Here is a 20244-nt window from a genome sequence, read left to right on the forward strand (position 1 = left end):
ATGAGCCTGAAAGGGCTGCGTCTGATTATTCGCTCGCTGCGCTCGCTCATCGGCGTTCGACCAGTTCGGCGAAGTGGCGCTCGTTGCGCTCGGCCTGGCGCACGTACAGCCAGGCGCCGATGACGAAGGCGGGGTAGATGAGCCCGGCGAGCACCGCCCACGGGAGCGGGATCCCGAGCAGGTGCACCGAGCGCAGCTCGGGGATGAGCAGGAACAGCAGCGGCAGCCCGCCGACCACGCACCCCAGCACCGTGCAGACGAACAGCGCCAGCCGGAACTGGGTGCGCAGGAACGAGCGCATGTAGACCTCGCCGAGCCGGGTCTGCTCGTCGATCTCCCGGGTGGCCGGGTAGCGGGGGCGGCGGGCGGCGGCCGTACGCGGGCTCATCACGGCCACCCGGCGCAGGGTCTCGCGCCGGGACGCCTCCGTGCGGGGCAGCGGCGCCCGCCGCCCGGGACGCGGTTCGGGGCTCATCACGACCTCGCCTTCCTGGCTCTGCGGACCAGCAGGTCGCGCAGCTCGCGCGTGTGGCGGCGGCTGACCGGCAGTTCGGTGTCCCCGACCCGCACCGTGCACTTGCCCGAGTCGATGTGCAGCTCCTCGATGTGCTTGACCGCCACCAGATGGCTCCGGTGCACGCGGACGAACCCGGCAGAGGCCCACCGCTCCTCCAGGGTGGCCAGCGGGATGCGCACCAGATGGCTGCCCGACGCCGTGTGCAGCCGCGCGTAGTCCCCTTGCGCCTCGACGTAGATCACGTCGGCGCTGGACACGAACCGCGTCACCCCGCCCAGTTCGACCGGGATCGTGTCGGTCTCCCCCACCTCCACGGGCACGTCGGCCGAGACCGCCACCCGCCGGATCGCCTCCGCCAGCCGCTCCGGGCGTACCGGCTTGAGCAGGTAGTCCTCGGCCTTGATCTCGAACGCGTCCACGGCGTGTTCCTCGTACGCCGTCACGAACACCACCCGGGGCGGGTTCGCGAACTGCGACAACAGCCGCCCGAGCACCACCCCGTCGAGCCCGCGCATCCGGATGTCGAGGAAAACCGCGTCGATCGGCCGGCCGTCGGCGATGGCGCGGTCGAGCAGCCGCAGCGCCGCCGCGCCGTCCCTGGCCGTGGCCACCTCGCCGATGCGGGGGTCGGCACGCAGCAGATACGACAGGTCTTCGAGGGCAGGCAGCTCGTCGTCGACCGCGAGGACCCGTAGTTGCGCCATAGACAGTGATAAAACCGACAAGAAAGATCGAGGTCAACGGGCAGAGACGCCTGGGTGATATTTCGGCAACCTGACGTTGACCTTGGTGCCCGCTCCCTGGGCGGTCTCGACCACGAGGCCGTACTCGTCGCCGTAGACCTGGCGCAGCCGCTCGTCCACGTTCGCCAGCCCGACGCCACCCGAGGCGGGGATGTCACCTGCGAGGATGCGGCGCAGCCGGTCGGGGTCCATGCCGAGCCCGTCGTCCTCGACGCTGATGCGGCACTCCGCCCCGGCGTCCTCGGCGATGATCGTGATGCGGCCGACGCCGTTGCGGCTCTCCAGACCGTGCCTGACGGCGTTCTCGACGAGCGGCTGCAGGCACAGGAACGGCACCGCGACCGGCAGCACCTCGGGCGCGATCCGGAGCGTCACCTGGAGCTGGTCGCCGAACCTGGCCCGCTCCAGGATCAGGTAGCGGTCGATCGAGCGCAGCTCCTCGGCGAGCGTGGTGAACTCGCCGTGCCGGCGGAAGGAGTAGCGGGTGAAGTCGGCGAACTCCAGCAGCAGCTCCCTGGCCCGCTCCGGGTCGGTGCGGACGAAGGAGGCGATCGTGGTGAGCGAGTTGTAGATGAAGTGCGGCGAGATCTGCGCCCGCAGGGCGCGTACCTCGGCCTCCATGAGCAGCGTGCGGGAGCGGTCCAGCTCGGCCAGCTCAAGTTGCGAGTCCACCCACCCGGCCACCTCCTGCGCGGCCCTGACCAGGCCGGCGGAGGCGTCCTGCCCGTAGGCGGCCAGGGCGCCCACGACCCGGTCGTCGGTGGTGAGCGGCACGACCACGGCCTGGCGGATCGGGCATTCGAGCAGCTCGCAGTCGATGGTCAGCACCTGGGTGCGGCCGTCCTTCAAGGTGGCCGCCGCGTGCTCGAACGCCTGGTCGGCGTGGTGCTCGCCGGCGCCGTCGTACACGAGCAGCCGTTCGCCGTCGGTGATGGCCAGCGCGGCCGAGCCGAGCAGCGCGCGCAGGTGCCGCGAGGCCCGCTCGGCGCCGTCGGCGGTCAGCCCGGCCCGCAGCGGCGGCCCGGCCAGCGAGGCGGTGTGCAGGGTCTCGAACGTGGCCCGCTCCGCCGGGCTGGTGCCCAGCTCGCGGCGGCCCCGCATGACCCGCCAGAGCACGATCGCGGGCACGCTGACGAGCACCGCGACCACGGCGACGCCCACCACATACTCCACGCCGCCTGAGCTTAACTCAGAGCGCCTTGGCTATCAGATCCGCGTACGACTCGGCCTCCTCGGTGGAGTCGTACTTGGTGCGCGGCCAGAAGAAGCCGCGCAGCCCGTCCTTCTTGTTGCGCGGCACGATGTGCACGTGCAGGTGGGGCACGCTCTGGCTGACGCGGTTGTTCATGGCCACGAACGTGCCGGCGACCTGCAGCCCCTCCTCCACCGCCCGGGCCATGGCCTGCACCCGCTCGAAGAACGGCCCCACGTCTGTCAGGTCGGCGAGCGTCTCCACGTGGGCCCTCGGCACCACCAGCACGTGCCCCTTGAAGACCGGCCGGACGTCCAGGAACGAGACCGCGACCTCGTCGGAGTGGACCATGGTCGCCGGTCGCTCGCCCGCGATGATCTCGCAGAACAGGTCAGTGCTCACCGCCCGACCTTATCCGCCTTGTCCGTCAGCCTGTCGGGCCCGTTCGGCGAAGGCCGTCCAGCTCGTCACGTTGGGCGCCGACCACTCGGCGGGGGCGTGCAGGAAGTGCTCGCCCACCCGCTCGCGCAGCCGCCGCGGCACCTCGGCCACCTTGGCGCCCCGGCAGTGGTAGACCAGCCCGCCCGCGCGCTGCCCCATCGCCATCCACGGCAGCCACGGCGAGACCCGGCACCACGAGAACACGCACGGCACGTCCGGCACGCCCGAGTCCAGGTCCTTGGCCGAGGCGAAGAACTGGAACAGCTCCAGCGCCCGGTAGGTGTCGTTCGCCGAGTTGTCGGGGTAGTCGGCGACCTTCAGGGGCGAGGGGTAGGCCAGGCGGATGTCGATGTTGTAGACCACCTGGTCGCCCAGGCGGGTCGTCGGCACGGGGTAGGCGCCGAGCCGCTGGTTGACCGGGTCGTTGAAGACGTGCTGCACCTCGACCGCCCGCTCCGTGAACGGGTTGTCCCAGGTGTCGAGCACCTCCCTCGTCTTCGGGTCGAGGTAGAGGGCCGCCTCCCTGGTCAGCAACTGCCAGCCGCCGTCGGTCTCGACCGCCCTGGCCACGTTCAGCCCCTCGAACCCGAACAGGTGGTGCGGCCCGCCGTCGTCCTGCCAGCCGTACACGTCGCCGGTCCAATAGGAGATGGTCTCCGCGCCGTCGGAGGAGGCGCGCACCCGGATGAAATCCATGATCCTCACAGTAACCGGCCGGCGGTCCGTGCGCTCTACCTGACCGTCACGGTGAAGACGGCCTCGCCCGACTGCTGCTTGCTCTGCTCGTCCGGCGGCGTCGTGGACTGGCCGCAACGCCAGCAGTCGTACAGTTTGATCTCCGTCGTGCCCGGGCGCTTGCTGTTGAACACGAAGTAGGTCGTGCCCCCGGCCCCGACCCCGCCGCTGCCCTCGGTCTTGTGCTCCTCGCTGATGAAGGAGGCGACCTTGGGGTCCGGCACGGCGACCAGCTTCCACTCGTCGCCCACCGACGGGTTGTCGGCGACGGCCAGCGAGAAGCGCTGGCCGGAGCGCAGCTCGACGGGCACGGTCGCGCCCTTGGTGCCCTTGACCACCATGCCGAAGTCGCTCACCGCTGAGCCCCCGCCGCACCCGGCCGCCAGCAGGGCGAGCATGGCGGCGGCGATCGTTCGACGCATCACCACGGCAGGGTATCGGCCCCCGCCGGCGCCGGCCGTACCCGTCCCTTTCTACCGGTGCGGGCGGCGGTGCCGACGCAGCATCATGCGGCGGACGACGAAGGCGGTCACGGCGCCGGCCGCGGCGACGAGCAGCATGGGCCGCTTCCGCGCCCGCCCTGCGGCGTCCTTGACCTGGTGGGGCGTGCCCTCGCGAACCTTGTCCGCCACCTCCGACGCCTTGTCCTTGACGGATCCGGCCATGCCCGCGGCCCTGTCCTTGGCGGTCTCGGCCACGTGGGCGGCCCTGGCCTTGACGTCGGCCTTGGCGGCCAGCGCTCCGACGGTGTCGCCCAGTTCCCTGCGGGTTTCCTCGATTTCCTTGCGCACGTCGCCTCCTTCTTCGTGGCGTACTCCCTGAGCCGTCCCGGACGAGTGGTGTGACCCGGACGAGTGATGCGTGCTGCTGTGGTGGCCACTGTGGTGGTGGCGCGGCGACTCCGCCTCGGCCCACTCGCGCTCCACGGCCGCGGTGTGGTCGTCGGGGACCGGGGGCTCGGGGAGAAATGTCTCATGCTCCGTACGTTCCTCCTCCGCCCGCCGGGCGTTCTCGGCCGCGCCCGGCCTGGTCGGAGGCACGTTGATGGACTCGCGTTCGGTCGGCGTGCCCACAGTCGCCCTGCGGGCGCCGACGTTTCCGGCGTGTTGCTCGCTGTATCCAGGGTCGGTCTCGCTCATCGCCGTGCCCTCTCCTTGACCATGTCGATGTCGGCCCTGACGCTCGCGAGGGTCTCCGACGGGACCGGCGACCCGGCGCGTCGCACCTGGCCCTTACCGACCAGGCCGAGCAGCCCGGCGATGACGAAGAGCACGCCCGCGACGATGGCGGCGGCGGCCCACGCGGGCAGGACCAGGGCCAGAAGCAGGATTGCTGTGGTCACGACCGCGGCGCCGCCGAAGAACGCGGCCATTCCCGCCGCGCCGAACAGCCCCGCGCCGAAGCCCGCGCGCTTGCCTTTTTCCGCCAGCTCCATTCTCGCCAGGCGGAATTCGTCCCTCACGAGCCTGGAGAATTGCTCGGAGAGGTCGTTGACCAGCTTGTGGGTGTCGTTCACAACGCTCGCCTCCTCCGCTGAGGAAGGCGACTACCCAGCCAAACGGCCTTCTATCACGCGGCTTTACCGCTTGGCGACCTTGAGCAGGAATCCGAGGGCCGACAACACCGGGTCTTTCTGCACGTCACACCAGTTGTCCGGCTGCTTGGGCTTGCTCCACGGAGACGGGAGCTCACAAGAGGGAGCCTGCGGCTTGGGCCGCTCACACCACGATCCGGGAGGGTTCATACCCAACATTCTACAACTTCAGGTATGGCTTATATAAGCCTTTCCTCACTCATTGCGCAGATGAGGTGGGCCAGCGCGGCCACCCTCCGGTAAGGGTCGGTCCGGCCCGCGCGCTCCTCCGCCGCCAGGATGTCGTCGATGTCCTCGGGCACGGGCGCGCCGTCGGGGGCGGCGTCGCAGAACACGCGCACGCCGTACCACTGCCGCACCTCCAGCCCCTGTACGGCCAGCCGCCGCGTGAGCTCGTCGAGCCGGTCGGCCCTGGCGGGGACGCCGAGCCGGTTGACGTAGCCGGTGGCCTCGAACGCCTGCAGCGCCCCCGCCCAGTCGCCCATGAGCCCGCTGCGCATGGCGAGGGCGTCGCCGTTGCGCACGAGGAGCGACAGCAGGCCGCCGGGCGCGAGGAGGCGGGCGAGGTCGGCGAGCAGCGGGTCGGGGTCGTCGAAGTACATCAGCACGCCGTGGCACAGGACGATGTCGAAGCTCCCCGGCTCGAACAGCTCCCGCAGCCGCTCGGCCTCGGCCCGGACCGTCCGGATGCTCATGCCCGGCTGGATCCCGGCCTCCAGGAGGTGGAGGAGGTCGCGGGAGGCGTCGAGGGCGGTGACGCGGTGGCCCCTGGCGGCCATCCTGAGCGCCTGAGTGCCCTGGCCGGAGCCCACGTCGAGGATGCGGCACGGAGTCCTGGGGAGGTGCTCGGCCAGCTGGCGGGTGACGAGGTCCTGCCGGACGACGTCACGCAGCGTCCCCAACCGGGCCGCCCATGTGCCCTCTGCCCCTGAGAACCTCATGTGCAGGATCCTAAGCGGGCCCGATCTTCCCCTCCTCGCGGGCCCCGGCCGGGAGCGGCGCGCCCGGGGGGAAGAGGTAGCCTGCCGGAGTGCTGGTACACGGGGTCTGGGCGGCCGGCGGGCTCGCCTTCTGGGCGGAGATCGCCGAGTCCGGCGACGCGTCCCACGGGGCCGCCCCGCGCCGGCAGACGGGGGGCGCGCTCCACCCGTTCGCCTCCCCCGCTTCCGGCGTCGCCGCCGCGCTCGGCCTCGACGACCCGCCGTCGCGGACGCTGGAGCTGCTCCTGCCGGGCTCGGCCAGGGAGCCGCTGCCCTCGCCCGAGACCGGCCGGCTCGCGGGGACGACCCGGCCGCGGCTGCGCCTGTGGCAGGTCCCCGCCGTCGTGCCGCCCGCCTCGGAGGCCCTGCACGTGCTGGACGGGCACGCCGGCACCGCGACCATGCGCCACTGGGCCGCCGTGGCGGCCTTCGCCCGCGACCTCGTACGCCGGGGCCGCGTCATCCCGCAGCTCGTCCCCTCCTCCACGAGCGGCGACCGTGGGTCCGAGGACGCCATGGCCATGTGGGCCGTGCCGGAGGCCGACGCGCGGGCCGTGTGGCGGCCGGTGGTGACCGGGGCCGACGCCGGATACTTCCGGGAGCTGGCGCTGGCCATGCCGCCCGCGTGCCGTACCTCCCGCGTCGAGCGGCCGTCCGCCGCCGTCCTCCTCGATGCCCTCGAGACGTTCGCCGACGCCCTCGTCCGCCAGACGCTCACCGAGCCCCTGGTCGTCCGGCCCAGGACCCTTCACGAACGCTGGCTGGCCGCCCTGACCGGCCCCGCGCCGCAGTGCCCCGACGTGCCCGGGCTGCGCCAGGAGCTGGAGCGGTGGCGCGAGAGCGTCGCGGCGGCCGAGGGCGCGACCCGGGTGTGCTTCCGGCTGCTGGAGCCCGCCGACACCGAGGACTGGCGGGTCGAGCTGGCGCTGCAGGCCGCCGACGACCCCAGCCTGTACGTCCCCGCGGCCCACGTCTGGAGCGGCGAGAAGGTGACGGGGCTGCCCGGCAGGCCCGAACGCGAGCTGCTTGCCGGGCTGGGGCGGGCCGTCCGGCTCTATCCCGAGCTCGACCGCGCCCTGCGCGGGCCCGCGCCGAGCGAGCTGGCGCTGGACACGGCCGGCGCGTTCGGGTTCCTGCGGCAGGCCGCGCCGCTGCTGCAGGCGGCCGGGTTCGGGGTGCAGCTGCCCCGCTGGGCCGGGCGTACGAGGCTGGGGCTGAAGCTGACCACCAGGGCCAAGGCGCAGACGGCGGCCACCGGCCAGGGGTTCGGCATGCGGGAGCTGGTCGACTTCCGCATCGACCTGGCGGTGGGCGACGAGACGATCAGCGAGGCGGAGCTGGCCGAGCTGGCCCGGCTGAAGGTGCCGCTGGTCCGGGTGCGCGGCCAGTGGGTGGAGCTGGACGACCGGCAGCTCAAGGCCGCGCTCAGGGCCGTGGAGGGCGCCCGTACGGGTGAGGCGAGCGCCGCCGACCTCCTGCGCCACGTGGTGCAGGAGGACGACGCCGAGCTGCCGCTGCTGGAGATCGACGCCGACGGCGTGCTCGGCGACCTGCTGTCCGGCCAGGCCGAGCGGCGGCTGACGCCCATCGCCACCCCCGCGGGGCTGGACGCCACGCTCAGGCCCTACCAGGAGCGCGGCCTGGCGTGGCTCAGCTTCCTGTCGGAGCTGGGCCTGGGCGGGGTCCTGGCCGACGACATGGGGCTGGGCAAGACGATCACCACGCTGGCCCTGCTCGTCCACGAGCGGGCCGCCACGCCCACGCTGCTCGTCTGCCCGATGTCCCTGGTCGGCAACTGGCAGCGGGAGGCCGCCAGGTTCGCGCCCGGCCTGCGCGTCTACGTGCACCACGGCGGCGGGCGTGACTCGGCGCTGATCCCCGGCGCCGATCTGGTGATCACCACGTACGGCACCGCCCAGCGCGACCTCGAGACGCTCGGGCGGCACGAGTGGCGCAGGGTCGTGTGCGACGAGGCCCAGGCGATCAAGAACAGCGGCACGCTCCAGGCCCAGGCCGTGCGCTCGATCCCCGCGGACGGCCGGCTCGCCCTCACGGGCACCCCGGTCGAGAACCACCTGGCCGAGCTCTGGTCGATCATGGAGTTCGCCAACCCGGGGCTGCTGGGGCCGCGCTCGCGGTTCAGGACCCGCTTCCAGGAGCCCATCGAGGCCCGCCAGGACGAGCAGGCCGCGCGGGCGCTGAAGCGGGCGACGGGCCCGTTCATCCTGCGCCGCATCAAGACCGACAAGTCGATCATCTCGGACCTGCCGGAGAAGCTGGAGGTCAAGGAGTGGTGCCCGCTCACCACGGAGCAGGCCACGCTCTACCAGGCGGTCGTGGACGACATGCTGGCCAAGATCGACGACAGCGAGGGCATCGAGCGGCGCGGCCTGGTGCTGGCCACCATGGCCAAGCTGAAGCAGGTCTGCAACCACCCGGCCCACCTGCTCAAGGACGGCTCCCGCCTGGCGGGCCGGTCCGGCAAGCTCACGCGGCTGGAGCAGCTGTCCGAAGAAATCTTGGCCGAAGGCGAAAAAGCCCTGCTTTTCACGCAATATGCCGAGTTCGGCACCATGCTGCAGCCGTACCTCGCCCAGCGGCTCGACACCACGGTCCTGTGGCTGCACGGCGGCCTGCCGAAGAAGACCCGCGACCGCCTGGTCGACCGGTTCCAGAATGACGAGGAGCCGATGCTGTTCGTGCTGTCGCTCAAGGCGGCCGGGGTCGGGCTCAACCTGACCGCCGCCAACCACGTCGTCCACGTGGACCGCTGGTGGAACCCGGCCGTCGAGGACCAGGCCACCGACCGGGCGTTCCGCATCGGGCAGCGCAAGAACGTGCAGGTGCGCAAGCTCATCTGCGCGGGCACCCTCGAGGAGCGCGTCGACCAGATGATCGAGCGCAAGAAGGCCCTGGCCGAGCGGGTGGTGGGCACCGGGGAGGACTGGCTGACGGACCTGTCGACCGAGGAGTTGCGCGAGGTGTTCAGGCTCACGGCGGAGGGGGTGGGCTGAGCATGCCGGACTGGTTCCAAGCCACCAGGCCGATCAAGGTCGAGGGCGGCATCCGGGCCCGCACCCAGCGCGGCTCCATCGGCTCCACGTGGTGGTCCAGGCGTTTCATCGACATCCTGGAGCGCATCTGCGACAAGGGCCGGCTCTCGCGGGGCCGCGCCTACGCCCGTCAGGGGCAGGTCCTGTCGATCGACCTGTCCCCCGGCGAGGTCAGGGCCGCCGTCCAGGGCTCGCGGCGGGAGCCGTACGCGGTCGTGATCAGGATCGAGGCGTACGACGAGCGGCGCTGGGCCGTCATCGAGGAGGCGATCGCCGAGCAGGCCGTCCACCGGGCCAAGCTGCTGGCGGGCGAGATGCCGGCGGAGATCGAGGAGCTGTTCGCGGCGCTGGGGATCGACCTGTTCCCGCGCGATCTCGACATGGACTGCTCGTGCCCCGACTGGGGGTTCCCGTGCAAGCACCTGTCGGCGGTGCTCTACCTGCTGGCCGAGTCATTCGACGACGATCCGTTCCTGGTGCTGGCCTGGCGCGGCCGGACCCGGGAGCAGCTGCTCGGCTCGCTGGCGGAGGAGGTGCCGGGGCTGGAGGTGCGGGACGTGCCGTTCGCCGACCGGCTGGCCGACTTCTACGCGCCCGGCGCCACGGCGCACCGGCCCGAGCGCCGCCCCGCGGCCGCCGCCCCCGACCTGCTTCTGCGCGTCTTCCCACCACCCGCCGACCTGGCCCGCACACTCACCCCGGCCTACCGGCGCCTCGCCGACTCCTGACACCCCCGCCGGTCGCGCGGGGTCAGCGGTCCTCGAAGGAGGAGGGCACCATGACGCGCACGCCGTTGGGGACCACGCGGAGGCGGATCGGGGTGCGTAGCCGTACCTCGCCGTCGACGTCGGCCGCCATCGGCGGGTCGGTCTCCAGCAGCATCTCCCGCCCCACCACGAACGGCCCGCCGGCCAGGCTGCGCCACCGCCCGGTGGTCGCCCTGATCAGGGTCTCGCCGAGCAGGCGCAGCTTCTTGCCCGAGCCGAGCTGGTAGGCCACCAGCATGCCGTTGTCGATGCTGATGTCCTTGGCCACCTGCCAGCCGCCGTGGAAGCGGCCGTTGGCGATGTTGAGCTGGTGGGTGAGCAGCTCGTGGCGCTGCCCCTCGACCGTGATGTACGCGCGGAACGGCGTGTGCCCCGGCAGGATCGTCAGAGCGGTCAGCGGGTAGGCCGGGCGCCCCACGACGCGCTTGAGCCACGGCTTGACCTTGCCCGCCACCTCGACGGACACCCCGAAGCTGGCCAGGTTGGCGAACGGCCGGTCGTCGGCCATGCCGAGGTCGATGTCGGCCACCTTGCCCTCGGCGAACACCCTGATCGCCCCCGCCAGGTCGAGCGGCAGGCCGAGGCTGCGGGCGAAGTTGTTGGTCGTGCCGAGCGGGAGCACCCCGAGCGCCACGTCGCGGTGGGCCACATGGCGCACGGCCGAGGAGAGCGTGCCGTCGCCACCGCCCACGACGAGCAGGTCGGGCTTGGTGGCCAGGGCCGAGTCGAGCAGCTCGCGCAGCCGCTTGGGGTTGTAGACCGACAGCTCCACCAGCGGCTCGAAGCCGAGGTTGTGGATCTGCTCGATCACCTCGAAATAGTGTCGGCGGCCGCGGCGCGAGCGAGTGTTCACCACCACTGCCACCTTGCGATCTCTCCGGATCGCCTCGGTGTGCTCGTCTTTGGTGCGCAATTCGCTCATGGTCACCAATGGTAGGTGCAGACCGCGCCACCTATGGCCGGACGTGGAAGGGCCGCCGGGACGCCCCGGCGGCCCTCCTGATCGTTACTTCTTCGGCGGGACGACCTGGACGATGGCGCCCAGGTTGCCCGGCAGCGGGCTCACCAGCTTGAACTGCACGCCCAGCGCCTTGCCCTCGTCACCGGGGTTGCCGGTGCCGAGCACCGAGCCGGAGGCCACCTGGCCGTACAGCTCCGTGGCGGGGGTGCCGTCCTGGTGCACCACGCGGGTGCTGTACGTCTGGTCGCCCTTCGACGGCACGACCACCGAGGCGTCGAAGTCACGGTAGTAGAGACTGCTGCCGATCTGCTCGAGGCCCGGGTACCAGGTCTTCGCGTCGGTGAAGGCCGGGACGCCCTTCAGCGCGGGCAGGTCCGTGCAGTACTCGCTGAACGGCTCGTCCGCCGCCTCCAGGCACTCCTTGAACGGGTACGTCTTGCCGAAACCGAACGCGGCGTTGGACGACTGGACGCGTCCCTGGAGGTTCTTCTGCAGCGTCGGGTCCTTCTCGGCCGCGGTCCCGGTGCGGCGCAGCGGGTCGAAGTGCGAGTCCACGACCAGCAGGCTGCCCTTGGGACCGAGGCTCGGCGGGAGCCGCAGGGTGTTGCCGATGTTGTTGTTGATGAACGTCGAGTCGCGGTACCACACCAGCAGGCCCGGCGCGTTGTACTTCAGCTTCTGCACCTTCCACGCCCCGTCGCGGGAGTAGTCGGTGTCGTAGGCGTACTGCAGGCCCTTGTCGAAGCCGTCGAAGTTGCGCCACTCGGCCAGGTAGAACCGGGAGATCTCGCGCTCGCCGTTGTTGCGGGTCCAGCCCTGGCCGCTGGTGTTGGTGAACGTGCCGCCGACGGCCTTCCACCCGTTGTCGCCGTTCTCGACGTCGTCGCTCCACACGGCCGTGCCGCCGTTGGTGAGCTGGAAGTCGTCGGCGTGCCAGCCGCGCTCCTGGAAGGCGGCGTCGGTGTTGTACGCCAGCCGCAGCTTGATCGTCTGCCCGGCGAACGGCGTCAGGTTGACGTAGTCGTGCCGCCAGCCGCCGGTGTCACCGGTGAGGCCGTACTTCTTCTCGCCGAAGGCGTGCAGATTCTTGTTCGGGTCCGGGTAGTCGTCGGGCGTGCTGACCTCGGCGCCGGCCTCGTTGAAGACCTTCTGCTGGGCCCAGGTCTGGCCGCCGTCGGTCGAGACCTCGACGAAGCCGAAGTCCCAGTCCTGCTCGATCACGTAGTTGTTCCACATCCACAACTTGAGATCGGACCCGGCGGGGACGGGCAGGTCGCGGGTCACCGTGAGGTTGGCCCAGTCCTGGTCGAGGCCGCTCCACCAGGCGTTCGAGCCGCTGTGGACGTCGATCATCTTGAGCGGCGTGGAGGCCAGGTTGACCCGGACGCCGTCCTCGGTGTACTTGGGCGTGCGCGAGGACTGTCCGACCGTGACGATCTTGGAGGCGTCGCCCGGGTTGAACGTCTTCGGGTTCGCCCAGCCGAGCACCCACTTGTCCCACAGGCCCATGTGCGACGGCATCGACTGGAAGATCGGGCCGGAGTGGGAGCCGCTGGACATCAGGTCCCAGAAGTCCACTGCCGAGCTGGCCTGGCCCGAGGTGTCGTACAGGTCGGGCAGGCCCAGGTCGTGGCCGTACTCGTGGGCGAAGACGCCGACGCCGGAGTCCTCGGGCTGCACGATGTAGTTGGAGATCCTCTTGTCGGTGCCGGGCACCTTGTAGCCGCCGGCGACCGCGCTGGAGTGGGCCCAGATCGCGTACGTGCCCTCGGCGCCGCCGTTGGAGGACTTGTCCTTGCCGGCGTGGACCAGCACCAGGTGGTCGATCACGCCGTCGGGCTCGTTGAAGTTGCCGTCACCGTCGGTGTCGGCGACGTCCTCGACGTCGTAGTCGGCCCACGGGAAGGTCGGCTGGGCCTTGACCAGGCTCTCGACCACGTCGATGGGCAGCTGCTGGGCGCCGCGCGGGTTGTCGGGGTGGCCGGACATGTCCTGGGGAGGACCGCCGCAGGCCGCGGCACCGTACCAGGCCTCGGAGTGCGGGACCTTGATCCAGCCGACCGCCGAGCCGGTGACGGAGTAGGCGCCCTTGGACATCTCCTCGTACATCTTCTTCATCGTGTAGCCGGAGATGTCGATGCCGGGCTTGCCGTCGCGCGGGTCCTTCAGGTCGGGGCGGACGCGCTCGGTGATGCCCTTGTCGGTGTAGAGCATCTTGTTGAAGTGCTCGGGGCTGAAGTCCTTGACCCAGAAGGAGTTGTTGTCCTTGTGCGGCAGCGTGGCCGGGTCGGGGATCTTGTTGTGCAGCGGCCCGTTCATGAGCGTGCCGGGCGGCTCCACCACGCAGTCGTTGGACTCGCTGTTGACCGTGCGCAGCCGGTTGAAGCCCGAGAAGTCGTCGTTGGCCTGCTCGTTGAACTCGACGAGGATCGTCAGGAGCTTGGCCGTGCGGGTCTGCTTGGAGTTCTTGAAAATCCATTCAGCGGGATTGCGGCCGGTCCTGATGGCCTCGTTCTCGCGCGCGGCGAGAATGCGGCCGGCGGCCGGATTTCCGCTGGTGAACTTGCGGTCGAACTTCTGTGCCGGACTGAGCGAGCGCTGGTTCTTGTCGTTGACCGACGGCTCCTGCGGGTCTTTCTCCACCGCCGGAGGAGCGTAGTTGATGTAGTAGTCCGCGGCGGTGGGCTCGTAGTTCGCGGCAGACGCCGCCTGAGCCGTGGGCGCGGACAGGGCGGCGCCGAGAAGGGCGACCGCCGGCAATGATGCTAATAAGCGCTTCGTGCTGGGCACCAGGAACCCTCTCTGCCCGGGGTCGCCGGGCGCATGGCCATAGGGGTGTGCAATGCCGGACGCTAGAGGGTGTTTCCACGAATCGTAAAGTACGTTGTTGAAATGTGATCAAAGGGGGACATTTACCGCACCGTTGGCATAAGAAATCAGAACAATATGAACCCGGCCACGATCCCGCCCGCGACCGCGCCCCCGTAGCAGATCACCGCGATGACCAGGTCGAACCTGGCGATGCCGAGCAGTTCCTCGCTGGTGAACCTGATCCGGTGCGCGGCGTGGAAGAGGCACAGCACGGCGACCCCGAGCAGCGCGATCCGTACCGGCACGGGGTCGAGCAGCGCGCTCAGCTGCTCAGGGGAGGGCCAGTCGACCACGCCGAGCGGCATGAGCACCCCGAAGAGCAGCACGAGCACCGGCAGCACGAATGCCGCCACCACTCCCCCGCCGCTGAAGAGCAGCCACAGGTACGGCTCCGGGGTGCGTCTCATGGCGACCTCAGGATGAAGTAGGCGATCAGGAGGGAGACCGCCACCCAGGCCGAGTGGTTGCCGCCCTGGATCATCCAGGCGGGCACCCGCCAGCCGTCCAGGCGGACGACCGTGGCCTTGGGGGCGAGGTTGAGGAAGGTGATCGTGTGGAAGACGGTGGCGGCCAGCGCGAGCACGTTGATCACGATCATCCACGGCCGGGCGGCCAGCGCGGCGAACTCCTGGAGGCCGCCGGTCAGCACCGCGTCGGCGAGCATCATCAGGAAGACGATCGACCAGGCCACGAAGACGCTGGTCAGCTCGCGCAGCACGAACACCGTGCAGTGGCGGGTGCGGACGAACCAGAGGCCGTCGCGCGGCGGGCGGTAGGTGGTCGTCATCGCCGGCTCCACGGCAGGACCGAGCGCAGGGCGGCGGTCAGCTTGTAGCGCTGGATGGCCTCGGCCGGGTCCACGTGCTTGGGGCAGACCCGCGTGCACTCGCCGACGAACGTGCACCCCCACACGGCGTCCTCCTGGTTGAGCACGTCGAACCGGTCGCCCATGTCGCGCGAGTCCAGGTTGTAGCGCTGGGCGAGCGCGATGGCCGCCGGGCCGAGGAAGTCGGGGTCGAGCACGTAGACGGGGCAGGCCGAGTAGCAGAGCAGGCAGTTGATGCACATGCTGTACTGCTTGTACGCCTCCAGCTGCTCGGGCGTCTGGGCGTACTCGGCGCTCAGCGGCAGCTCCTCGCCCTCCCTGATCAGCCAGGGCCGCACGGAGGACAGCTTGGCCAGGAACCCCTCGATGTCCACGACCAGGTCCCTGATGACCGGGAAGCCCTTCAGCGGCTCGATCCTGATCGGGCCCTCGCCGAACTCGGTGAGGAAGGTGCCGCAGGTCAGCCTGGGCTCGCCGTTGACGGTCATGCCGCACGAGCCGCACACGCCCATCCGGCACGACCAGCGGTACGACAGGCTGCCGTCGAGCTGGTCCTTGATGTAGTTGAGGCCGTCGAGGACCGCCCAGTCGGCCATGAGCGGCACGTCGTACCCCTGGAACACCGGCTCCTCGTCCTCGCCGGGCCGGTACCGGGCCACCTCCACCCTGATGTCAGTCACGGCCGTACACCCTTTCTCCCGGAGGCCAGCGGGTGATCGTCACGGGGACCAGCCCGACGGACGGGGTGCCGTCGGGTGCGCGGTGCACCAGCGAGTGCGCGAGGTAGGCGGCGTCGTCCCTGGCCGGGAAGTCGGTGCGCTGGTGCGCGCCACGCGACTCCTGCCGGTTCAGCGCGCAGGCGACGATGGTCTGCGCGACCTCCAGCATGGTGTGCAACTCCTGCAGGTTGATCAACTCGGTGTTGAACGCGGTGCTCGTGTCGTCGATGCGGACCTCCTCGGCTCGCTCGCGCAGCTCCGCGAGCGTGTCGACGGCCTTGGTGAGCACGTCGCCCGTGCGGTAGATGCCGGCGGCCCCTTCGAGCGTGTGCTGCATCTCCTCGCGCAGGTCGGCGATCCGCTCACCGGTGCTGCTGCCCTCCCGCACGCGTTCCAACCGGCGCCGCTCGTCGGCCCCCTGGCTCCGCACGGCGGCCGGCTCGCCGTCCCGGTGCGACCTGGCGAACTCGGCGGCGGCGATCCCGGCCCGGCGGCCGAAGACCAGGCACTCGGGCAGCGAGTTGGAGCCGAGCCGGTTGGCGCCGTTGATGCTCACGCATGCGGTCTCCCCGGCCGCGAACAGCCCGGCGACGGGGGTGGCGCCGTCGATGTCGGTGTGGACGCCGCCCATCATGTAGTGCACGACCGGGCGCACCGGGATGAGGTCGGTGGCCGGGTCGAGGTTCTGGTAGCTGCGGCACAGCTCCCGCACGAACGGGATGCGGGTGTCGATCTTGCCCTCGCCCAGGTGGCGCAGGTCCAGGTAGACGACCGGTCCGTACGGGGTGTCCACCGTGCGGCCCTTCTGCTGCTCGTGCACGAACGCCTGGGAGAGCCGGTCGCGCGGGCCCAGCTCCATGCTGCGCAGCTTCGGGGTGGGCGTGGGCGTGCCGAGGTCGTAGTCCTGCAGGTAGCGGTAGCCGTCCTTGTTGATCAGCCAGCCGCCCTCGGCCCTGGCCGCCTCGGTGATGAGGATGCCGGTGAACGGCAGGCCCGTGGGGTGGTACTGGACGAACTCCATGTCCTTCAGCGGCGCTCCCGCCCGGTAGGCCAGGGCCATGCCGTCACCGGTCTTGATGGCGGCGTTCGTGGTGAAGGGGAAGACACGGCCGCAGCCGCCGGTGGCCAGGATGACGGTCCTGGCGGCGATGGTCTCGATGCGGCCGGTCCTGATCTCGACGGCCACGACGCCGTGGACGCGGCCGTCGTCGACGACGAGCTTGGTGACGTACCACTCGTCGTACCGCAACACGTCCTGATATTTCAGGGTTGTTTGGAACAAGGTGTGCAAGAGGTGGAAGCCCGTTTTGTCGGCCGCGTACCACGTACGCATCTTCTTCATGCCGCCGAACGGGCGGACCGCCACGCGCCCGTCGCTCTCCCGGCTCCAGGGGCAGCCCCAGTGCTCGAGCTGGATCAGCTCCTGGGGCGCCTCCGCCACGAACGCCTCGACGGCGTCCTGGTCGCACAGCCAGTCACCGCCGGAGATCGTGTCGTAGCAGTGCTCGTCGAGCGTGTCGCCGACGCCGATCACCGCGGCGGCGCCGCCCTCGGCGGAGACGGTGTGGCTGCGCATCGGATAGACCTTCGAGACGACCGCCACCTTCAGGGACGGATCACTCTCGGCGACCGCGACGGCCGCCCGCAGGCCCGCTCCGCCTCCTCCGACGATGAGCACGTCGATCATTACGTCACTTCCCGTGGTCGGGTTGTATCGGGTCCTTCACCCGTTTGCCGTCGTGCCGGATGGCGGACAGGTGGATGCTGCCGTCGTGGTACTCGTGCCGGATCCGGCGGCAGCCGCAGTCGAAGAACTGGTCACGGATCACCAGGCCGTAGCCGTCGTCGTCGACGAGGCGCTCACCGCCGGACCTCTTCCCGCAGGGGGCCGTCTCGGGGGTGAAGGGGATTCGCGTGCCTGACATCGCCGATCTCCCTAGATAGGCGAAATTTCATGATCAGTCGGGATTCTCCGGGCGGGGCTCGGCCTCGGAGGATTCGTCGCGCTCGATCTCGGCCTCGTGCTCGACCACTGAGGGCACCTCCGCCTGCTCTCGGGGGTAGTGCAGGTCGAAGGCGGGCCGTTCGGAGCGGATCGGGGGCATGCTGACGAAGTTGTGGCGTGGCGGCGGGCAACTGGTGGCCCATTCGAGGGAGCCGCAGTAGCCCCACGGGTCGTCGAGCGTGACCTTGGGCGCGTGCCTGGCCGTCTTCCAGATGTTGTAGAGGAACGGCAGCGTCGAGGCCCCGAGCAGGAACGCCCCGACGGAGGAGATCTCGTTGAGCGTGGTGAAGCCGTCGCCCGGGCTGTAGTCGGCGTAGCGCCTCGGCATGCCGAGCTGGCCGAGCCAGTGCTGCACCAGGAACGTGGTGTGGAAGCCGACGAACAGCGTCCAGAAGTGCACCTTGCCGAGGCGGTCGTCGAGCATCCGGCCGGTCATCTTCGGCCACCAGAAGTAGAAGCCGGAGAACATGGCGAACACGACCGTGCCGAAGACCACGTAATGGAAGTGCGCGACCACGAAATATGTGTCGCTGATGTGGAAGTCGAGCGGCGGCGAGGCCAGGATGACCCCGGTGAGCCCGCCGAGCAGGAACGTCACCAGGAACCCGACGGCGAAGAGCATCGGCGTCTCGAAGCTCAGATGGCCCCGCCACATCGTGCCGATCCAGTTGAAGAACTTCACCCCGGTCGGGACCGCGATGAGGAACGTCATGAACGAGAAGAACGGCAGCAGCACCTGGCCGGTCGCGAACATGTGGTGGGCCCACACGGTCATCGACAGCCCGGCGATGGTGATGGTCGCGCCGACGAGCCCCAGGTAGCCGAACAGCGGCTTGCGGCTGAAGACGGGGATCACCTCGGAGATGATCCCGAAGAACGGCAGCGCGATGATGTAGACCTCGGGGTGGCCGAAGAACCAGAACAGGTGCTGCCACAGCAGCGGGCCGCCGTTCTCGCTGTGGAAGACCTGCGTGCCCAGCTTGCGGTCCGACTCCAGCACGAGCAGCGCCGCGGCCAGCACGGGGAACGCCATCAGCACGAGCATGCTGGTCAGCAGCACGTTCCAGGTGAACAGCGGCATCCTGAACATCGTCATGCCGGGCGCCCGCATGCCGATGATCGTGGTGATGAAGTTGACCGAGCCGAGGATCGTACCGAGACCCGACAGCGCCAGGCCCATGATCCACAGATCGCCGCCGATCTGCGGCGAGTACATCGCCGTCGACAGCGGCGTGTAGGCGAACCAGCCGAAGTCGGCCGCGCCGCCCGGGGTGAAGAACCCGGCCACCACCATCAGCCCGCCGAACAGGAACAGCCAGTACGCGACGGCGTTCAGCCGGGGGAAGGCCACGTCGGGCGCGCCGATCTGCAGCGGCATGACCACGTTCGCGAACCCGGCGAACAGCGGGGTGGCGAACAGCAGCAGCATCACCGTGCCGTGGATGGTGAAGAGCTGGTTGTACTGCTGCTGGCTGACCAGCTGCATGCCGGGGGCGACGAGCTCGGCCCTGATGACCATGGCCATGATGCCGGCCACGAGGAAGAACCCGAACGAGGTGATCAGGTAGAGATACCCGATGACCTTGTGGTCGGTCGTCGACATCCAGGAGGCGATGACGGTCCCGGTGCGGCGGCGCCTGACCCGCTCGATCGAGGTCTCGCGAACAGTCGTCACGGCTGCTCCCTCCAGTGCGGAGTGCTACCTGCGACGGACCGCTGGACGCCGCCCACCTCAGGCGCGATTCGGCTACCTGCGGCGGACCGCCGGCTGCGGCCCACCATGGCCAGCCCCGATCTACCCATTCCACGCCAACCAGCGCCGCTCGGGAAGGTGTTCTTTAACATTTGGCCCGGAAGCTTTGACATGCGGGCGAGGCATGCGACCCATGCGTGATCGTCGCTGGTGGATCGCATGAATCCGGCCTAGCGTTTCCAGGCGTGCCCATGACGTTCGGTTTTCACCTGCCCAACGGCTACGCCGGCGCCGGCCGCCACGGCGCCGCCAGGATCGCCGCGCTGGCGGAGGAGCTGGGCTACGACTCGCTCTGGACGGCCGACCACGTCGTGCTGCCCAGCCCGCGGGTCGAGCCCTCGCCGCTCGAACCCGACGCGCCGCTGCTGGACGCCGTGGTCTCGCTGGCGTTCCTGGCCGCGCACACCAAGCGGATCCTGCTGGCCACCGGCTGCGTGGTGCTTCCCCAGCGCGACCCGCTCGTGCTGGCCAAGCAGCTGGCGAGCGTGGACGTGCTCAGCGGCGGACGCCTGGTGTTCGGGGCCGTGGCCGGCTACCTGGAGCCGGAGTTGCGCGCGCTCGGCGTGCCCCTGGAGGGCCGCGGCGAGCGCACGGCCGAGTACCTGCGGGCGATGCGCGCGCTGTGGGAGCAGGACAAGCCCGCCTTCCACGGCCGGTACGTGTCGTTCGAGGGCGTCGATGCCCACCCGCGCCCGCTCGGACGCGTGCCGGTCGTCCTGGGCGGCCACACGCGCGCCGCGCACCGGCGGGCCGCCGAGCTGGCCGACGGCTGGTACGGCTGGATGCTGGGCCTGCGGGCGGCGGCGGCCCAGGTGGAGTCCGTACGCGCCGAGGCCGCCGCGGCGGGCACGATCCTGCACGTCTCGGTCACCCCGGCCCGCCCCCTCGACCCCGGGACCGTGCGCGCCTACGCCGACGCGGGGGTGGACCGTCTCATCCTGACCCACCGCCCCGGCCTGTCCCTGGCGGAGGTGGAGGACTTCCTGCGCCGCAACGCCCCCGACCGCCTCCTCACCTGACCCGCCACATGTCCCACATTGCGGATATCCGCAGGCTCATGTGGTGAGGTCTTCTATCCTTCGTAGCC

Annotated in this window: 20 protein-coding genes; 3 read left to right on the forward strand and 17 right to left on the reverse strand. The window is 70.3% G+C overall.

The annotated features are described in order from the left end of the window. Positions 1-46: 46 nt before the first annotated feature. The 9 genes from ACIBI9_RS07050 to ACIBI9_RS07090 form a co-directional block, all read right to left on the reverse strand. Positions 47-475, reverse strand: a complete 429-nt coding sequence (locus tag ACIBI9_RS07050; protein ID WP_397221023.1) for a hypothetical protein — start codon at positions 473-475, stop codon at positions 47-49. Then, positions 475-1221, reverse strand: a complete 747-nt coding sequence (locus tag ACIBI9_RS07055) for a LytR/AlgR family response regulator transcription factor (protein ID WP_397221024.1) — start codon at positions 1219-1221, stop codon at positions 475-477. The genes ACIBI9_RS07050 and ACIBI9_RS07055 overlap by 1 nt, the downstream gene beginning before the upstream one ends. A 33-nt stretch (positions 1222-1254) precedes the next feature. Further along, positions 1255-2433 (reverse strand): histidine kinase, encoded by a 1179-nt coding sequence (locus ACIBI9_RS07060; protein WP_397221025.1) that lies wholly within the window; start codon positions 2431-2433, stop codon positions 1255-1257. A gap of 16 nt (positions 2434-2449) precedes the next feature. After that, positions 2450-2854 (reverse strand): HIT family protein, encoded by a 405-nt coding sequence (locus tag ACIBI9_RS07065; protein ID WP_397221026.1) that lies wholly within the window; start codon positions 2852-2854, stop codon positions 2450-2452. 9 nt (positions 2855-2863) lie between these two features. Then, positions 2864-3589: a DUF1838 family protein gene (locus ACIBI9_RS07070; protein ID WP_397221027.1), complete on the reverse strand. Its 726-nt coding sequence runs from the start codon at positions 3587-3589 to the stop codon at positions 2864-2866. A gap of 35 nt (positions 3590-3624) precedes the next feature. After that, complete coding sequence (locus ACIBI9_RS07075; protein ID WP_397221814.1) at positions 3625-4050, reverse strand: protease inhibitor I42 family protein; 426 nt, start codon at positions 4048-4050, stop codon at positions 3625-3627. Positions 4051-4101: 51 nt separating this feature from the next. After that, on the reverse strand, positions 4102-4767 hold the full coding sequence (locus ACIBI9_RS07080; RefSeq protein ID WP_397221028.1) for a DUF3618 domain-containing protein: 666 nt from the start codon (positions 4765-4767) through the stop codon (positions 4102-4104). Beyond that, the gene (locus ACIBI9_RS07085) at positions 4764-5144 is read right to left on the reverse strand and encodes a phage holin family protein (RefSeq protein WP_397221029.1); all 381 of its coding nucleotides are present in this window, start codon (positions 5142-5144) and stop codon (positions 4764-4766) included. The genes ACIBI9_RS07080 and ACIBI9_RS07085 overlap by 4 nt, the downstream gene beginning before the upstream one ends. A gap of 257 nt (positions 5145-5401) precedes the next feature. Then, on the reverse strand, positions 5402-6163 hold the full coding sequence (locus ACIBI9_RS07090; RefSeq protein WP_397221030.1) for a methyltransferase domain-containing protein: 762 nt from the start codon (positions 6161-6163) through the stop codon (positions 5402-5404). 89 nt (positions 6164-6252) lie between these two features. On the opposite strand from ACIBI9_RS07090, the gene ACIBI9_RS07095 reads away from it, so the two are divergent. Continuing rightward, entirely contained in the window at positions 6253-9216 is a 2964-nt protein-coding gene (locus ACIBI9_RS07095) for a DEAD/DEAH box helicase (RefSeq protein WP_397221031.1), read from the forward strand. A gap of 2 nt (positions 9217-9218) precedes the next feature. Further along, a complete protein-coding gene (locus tag ACIBI9_RS07100) occupies positions 9219-9983 on the forward strand; it encodes an SWIM zinc finger family protein (RefSeq protein ID WP_397221032.1) in 765 nt (254 codons plus the stop codon). Between the two features lie 22 nt (positions 9984-10005). Here the strand turns inward: ACIBI9_RS07100 and ACIBI9_RS07105 are convergent, their stop codons facing one another. The 8 genes from ACIBI9_RS07105 to ctaD form a co-directional block, all read right to left on the reverse strand. Continuing rightward, the gene (locus tag ACIBI9_RS07105; protein ID WP_397221033.1) at positions 10006-10944 is read right to left on the reverse strand and encodes a diacylglycerol/lipid kinase family protein; all 939 of its coding nucleotides are present in this window, start codon (positions 10942-10944) and stop codon (positions 10006-10008) included. Positions 10945-11028: 84 nt separating this feature from the next. After that, positions 11029-13773 carry an immune inhibitor A domain-containing protein gene (locus ACIBI9_RS07110; RefSeq protein ID WP_397221034.1) on the reverse strand — a complete coding sequence of 915 codons (2745 nt, stop codon included), beginning with the start codon at positions 13771-13773 and terminating at the stop codon, positions 11029-11031. A 146-nt stretch (positions 13774-13919) separates the two neighbouring features. After that, positions 13920-14261 carry a fumarate reductase subunit FrdD gene (frdD, locus tag ACIBI9_RS07115; protein WP_397221035.1) on the reverse strand — a complete coding sequence of 114 codons (342 nt, stop codon included), beginning with the start codon at positions 14259-14261 and terminating at the stop codon, positions 13920-13922. Beyond that, the gene (locus ACIBI9_RS07120; RefSeq protein ID WP_397221036.1) at positions 14258-14641 is read right to left on the reverse strand and encodes a hypothetical protein; all 384 of its coding nucleotides are present in this window, start codon (positions 14639-14641) and stop codon (positions 14258-14260) included. Before ACIBI9_RS07120 ends, frdD begins: the two co-directional genes overlap by 4 nt. Then, positions 14638-15360: a succinate dehydrogenase iron-sulfur subunit gene (gene sdhB / locus ACIBI9_RS07125; RefSeq protein WP_397221038.1), complete on the reverse strand. Its 723-nt coding sequence runs from the start codon at positions 15358-15360 to the stop codon at positions 14638-14640. The genes ACIBI9_RS07120 and sdhB overlap by 4 nt, the downstream gene beginning before the upstream one ends. After that, positions 15353-17086 carry a fumarate reductase (quinol) flavoprotein subunit gene (frdA, locus tag ACIBI9_RS07130; protein ID WP_397221039.1) on the reverse strand — a complete coding sequence of 578 codons (1734 nt, stop codon included), beginning with the start codon at positions 17084-17086 and terminating at the stop codon, positions 15353-15355. The genes sdhB and frdA overlap by 8 nt, the downstream gene beginning before the upstream one ends. A 4-nt stretch (positions 17087-17090) precedes the next feature. Further along, entirely contained in the window at positions 17091-17324 is a 234-nt protein-coding gene (locus ACIBI9_RS07135; protein WP_394490852.1) for a hypothetical protein, read from the reverse strand. A 33-nt stretch (positions 17325-17357) separates the two neighbouring features. Then, on the reverse strand, positions 17358-19007 hold the full coding sequence (gene ctaD / locus ACIBI9_RS07140; protein WP_397221815.1) for a cytochrome c oxidase subunit I: 1650 nt from the start codon (positions 19005-19007) through the stop codon (positions 17358-17360). A gap of 341 nt (positions 19008-19348) precedes the next feature. On the opposite strand from ctaD, the gene ACIBI9_RS07145 reads away from it, so the two are divergent. Beyond that, a complete protein-coding gene (locus ACIBI9_RS07145) occupies positions 19349-20176 on the forward strand; it encodes a TIGR03619 family F420-dependent LLM class oxidoreductase (RefSeq protein ID WP_397221816.1) in 828 nt (275 codons plus the stop codon). Positions 20177-20244: the final 68 nt, after the last annotated feature.

This window comes from Nonomuraea sp. NPDC050451, assembly GCF_044458585.1.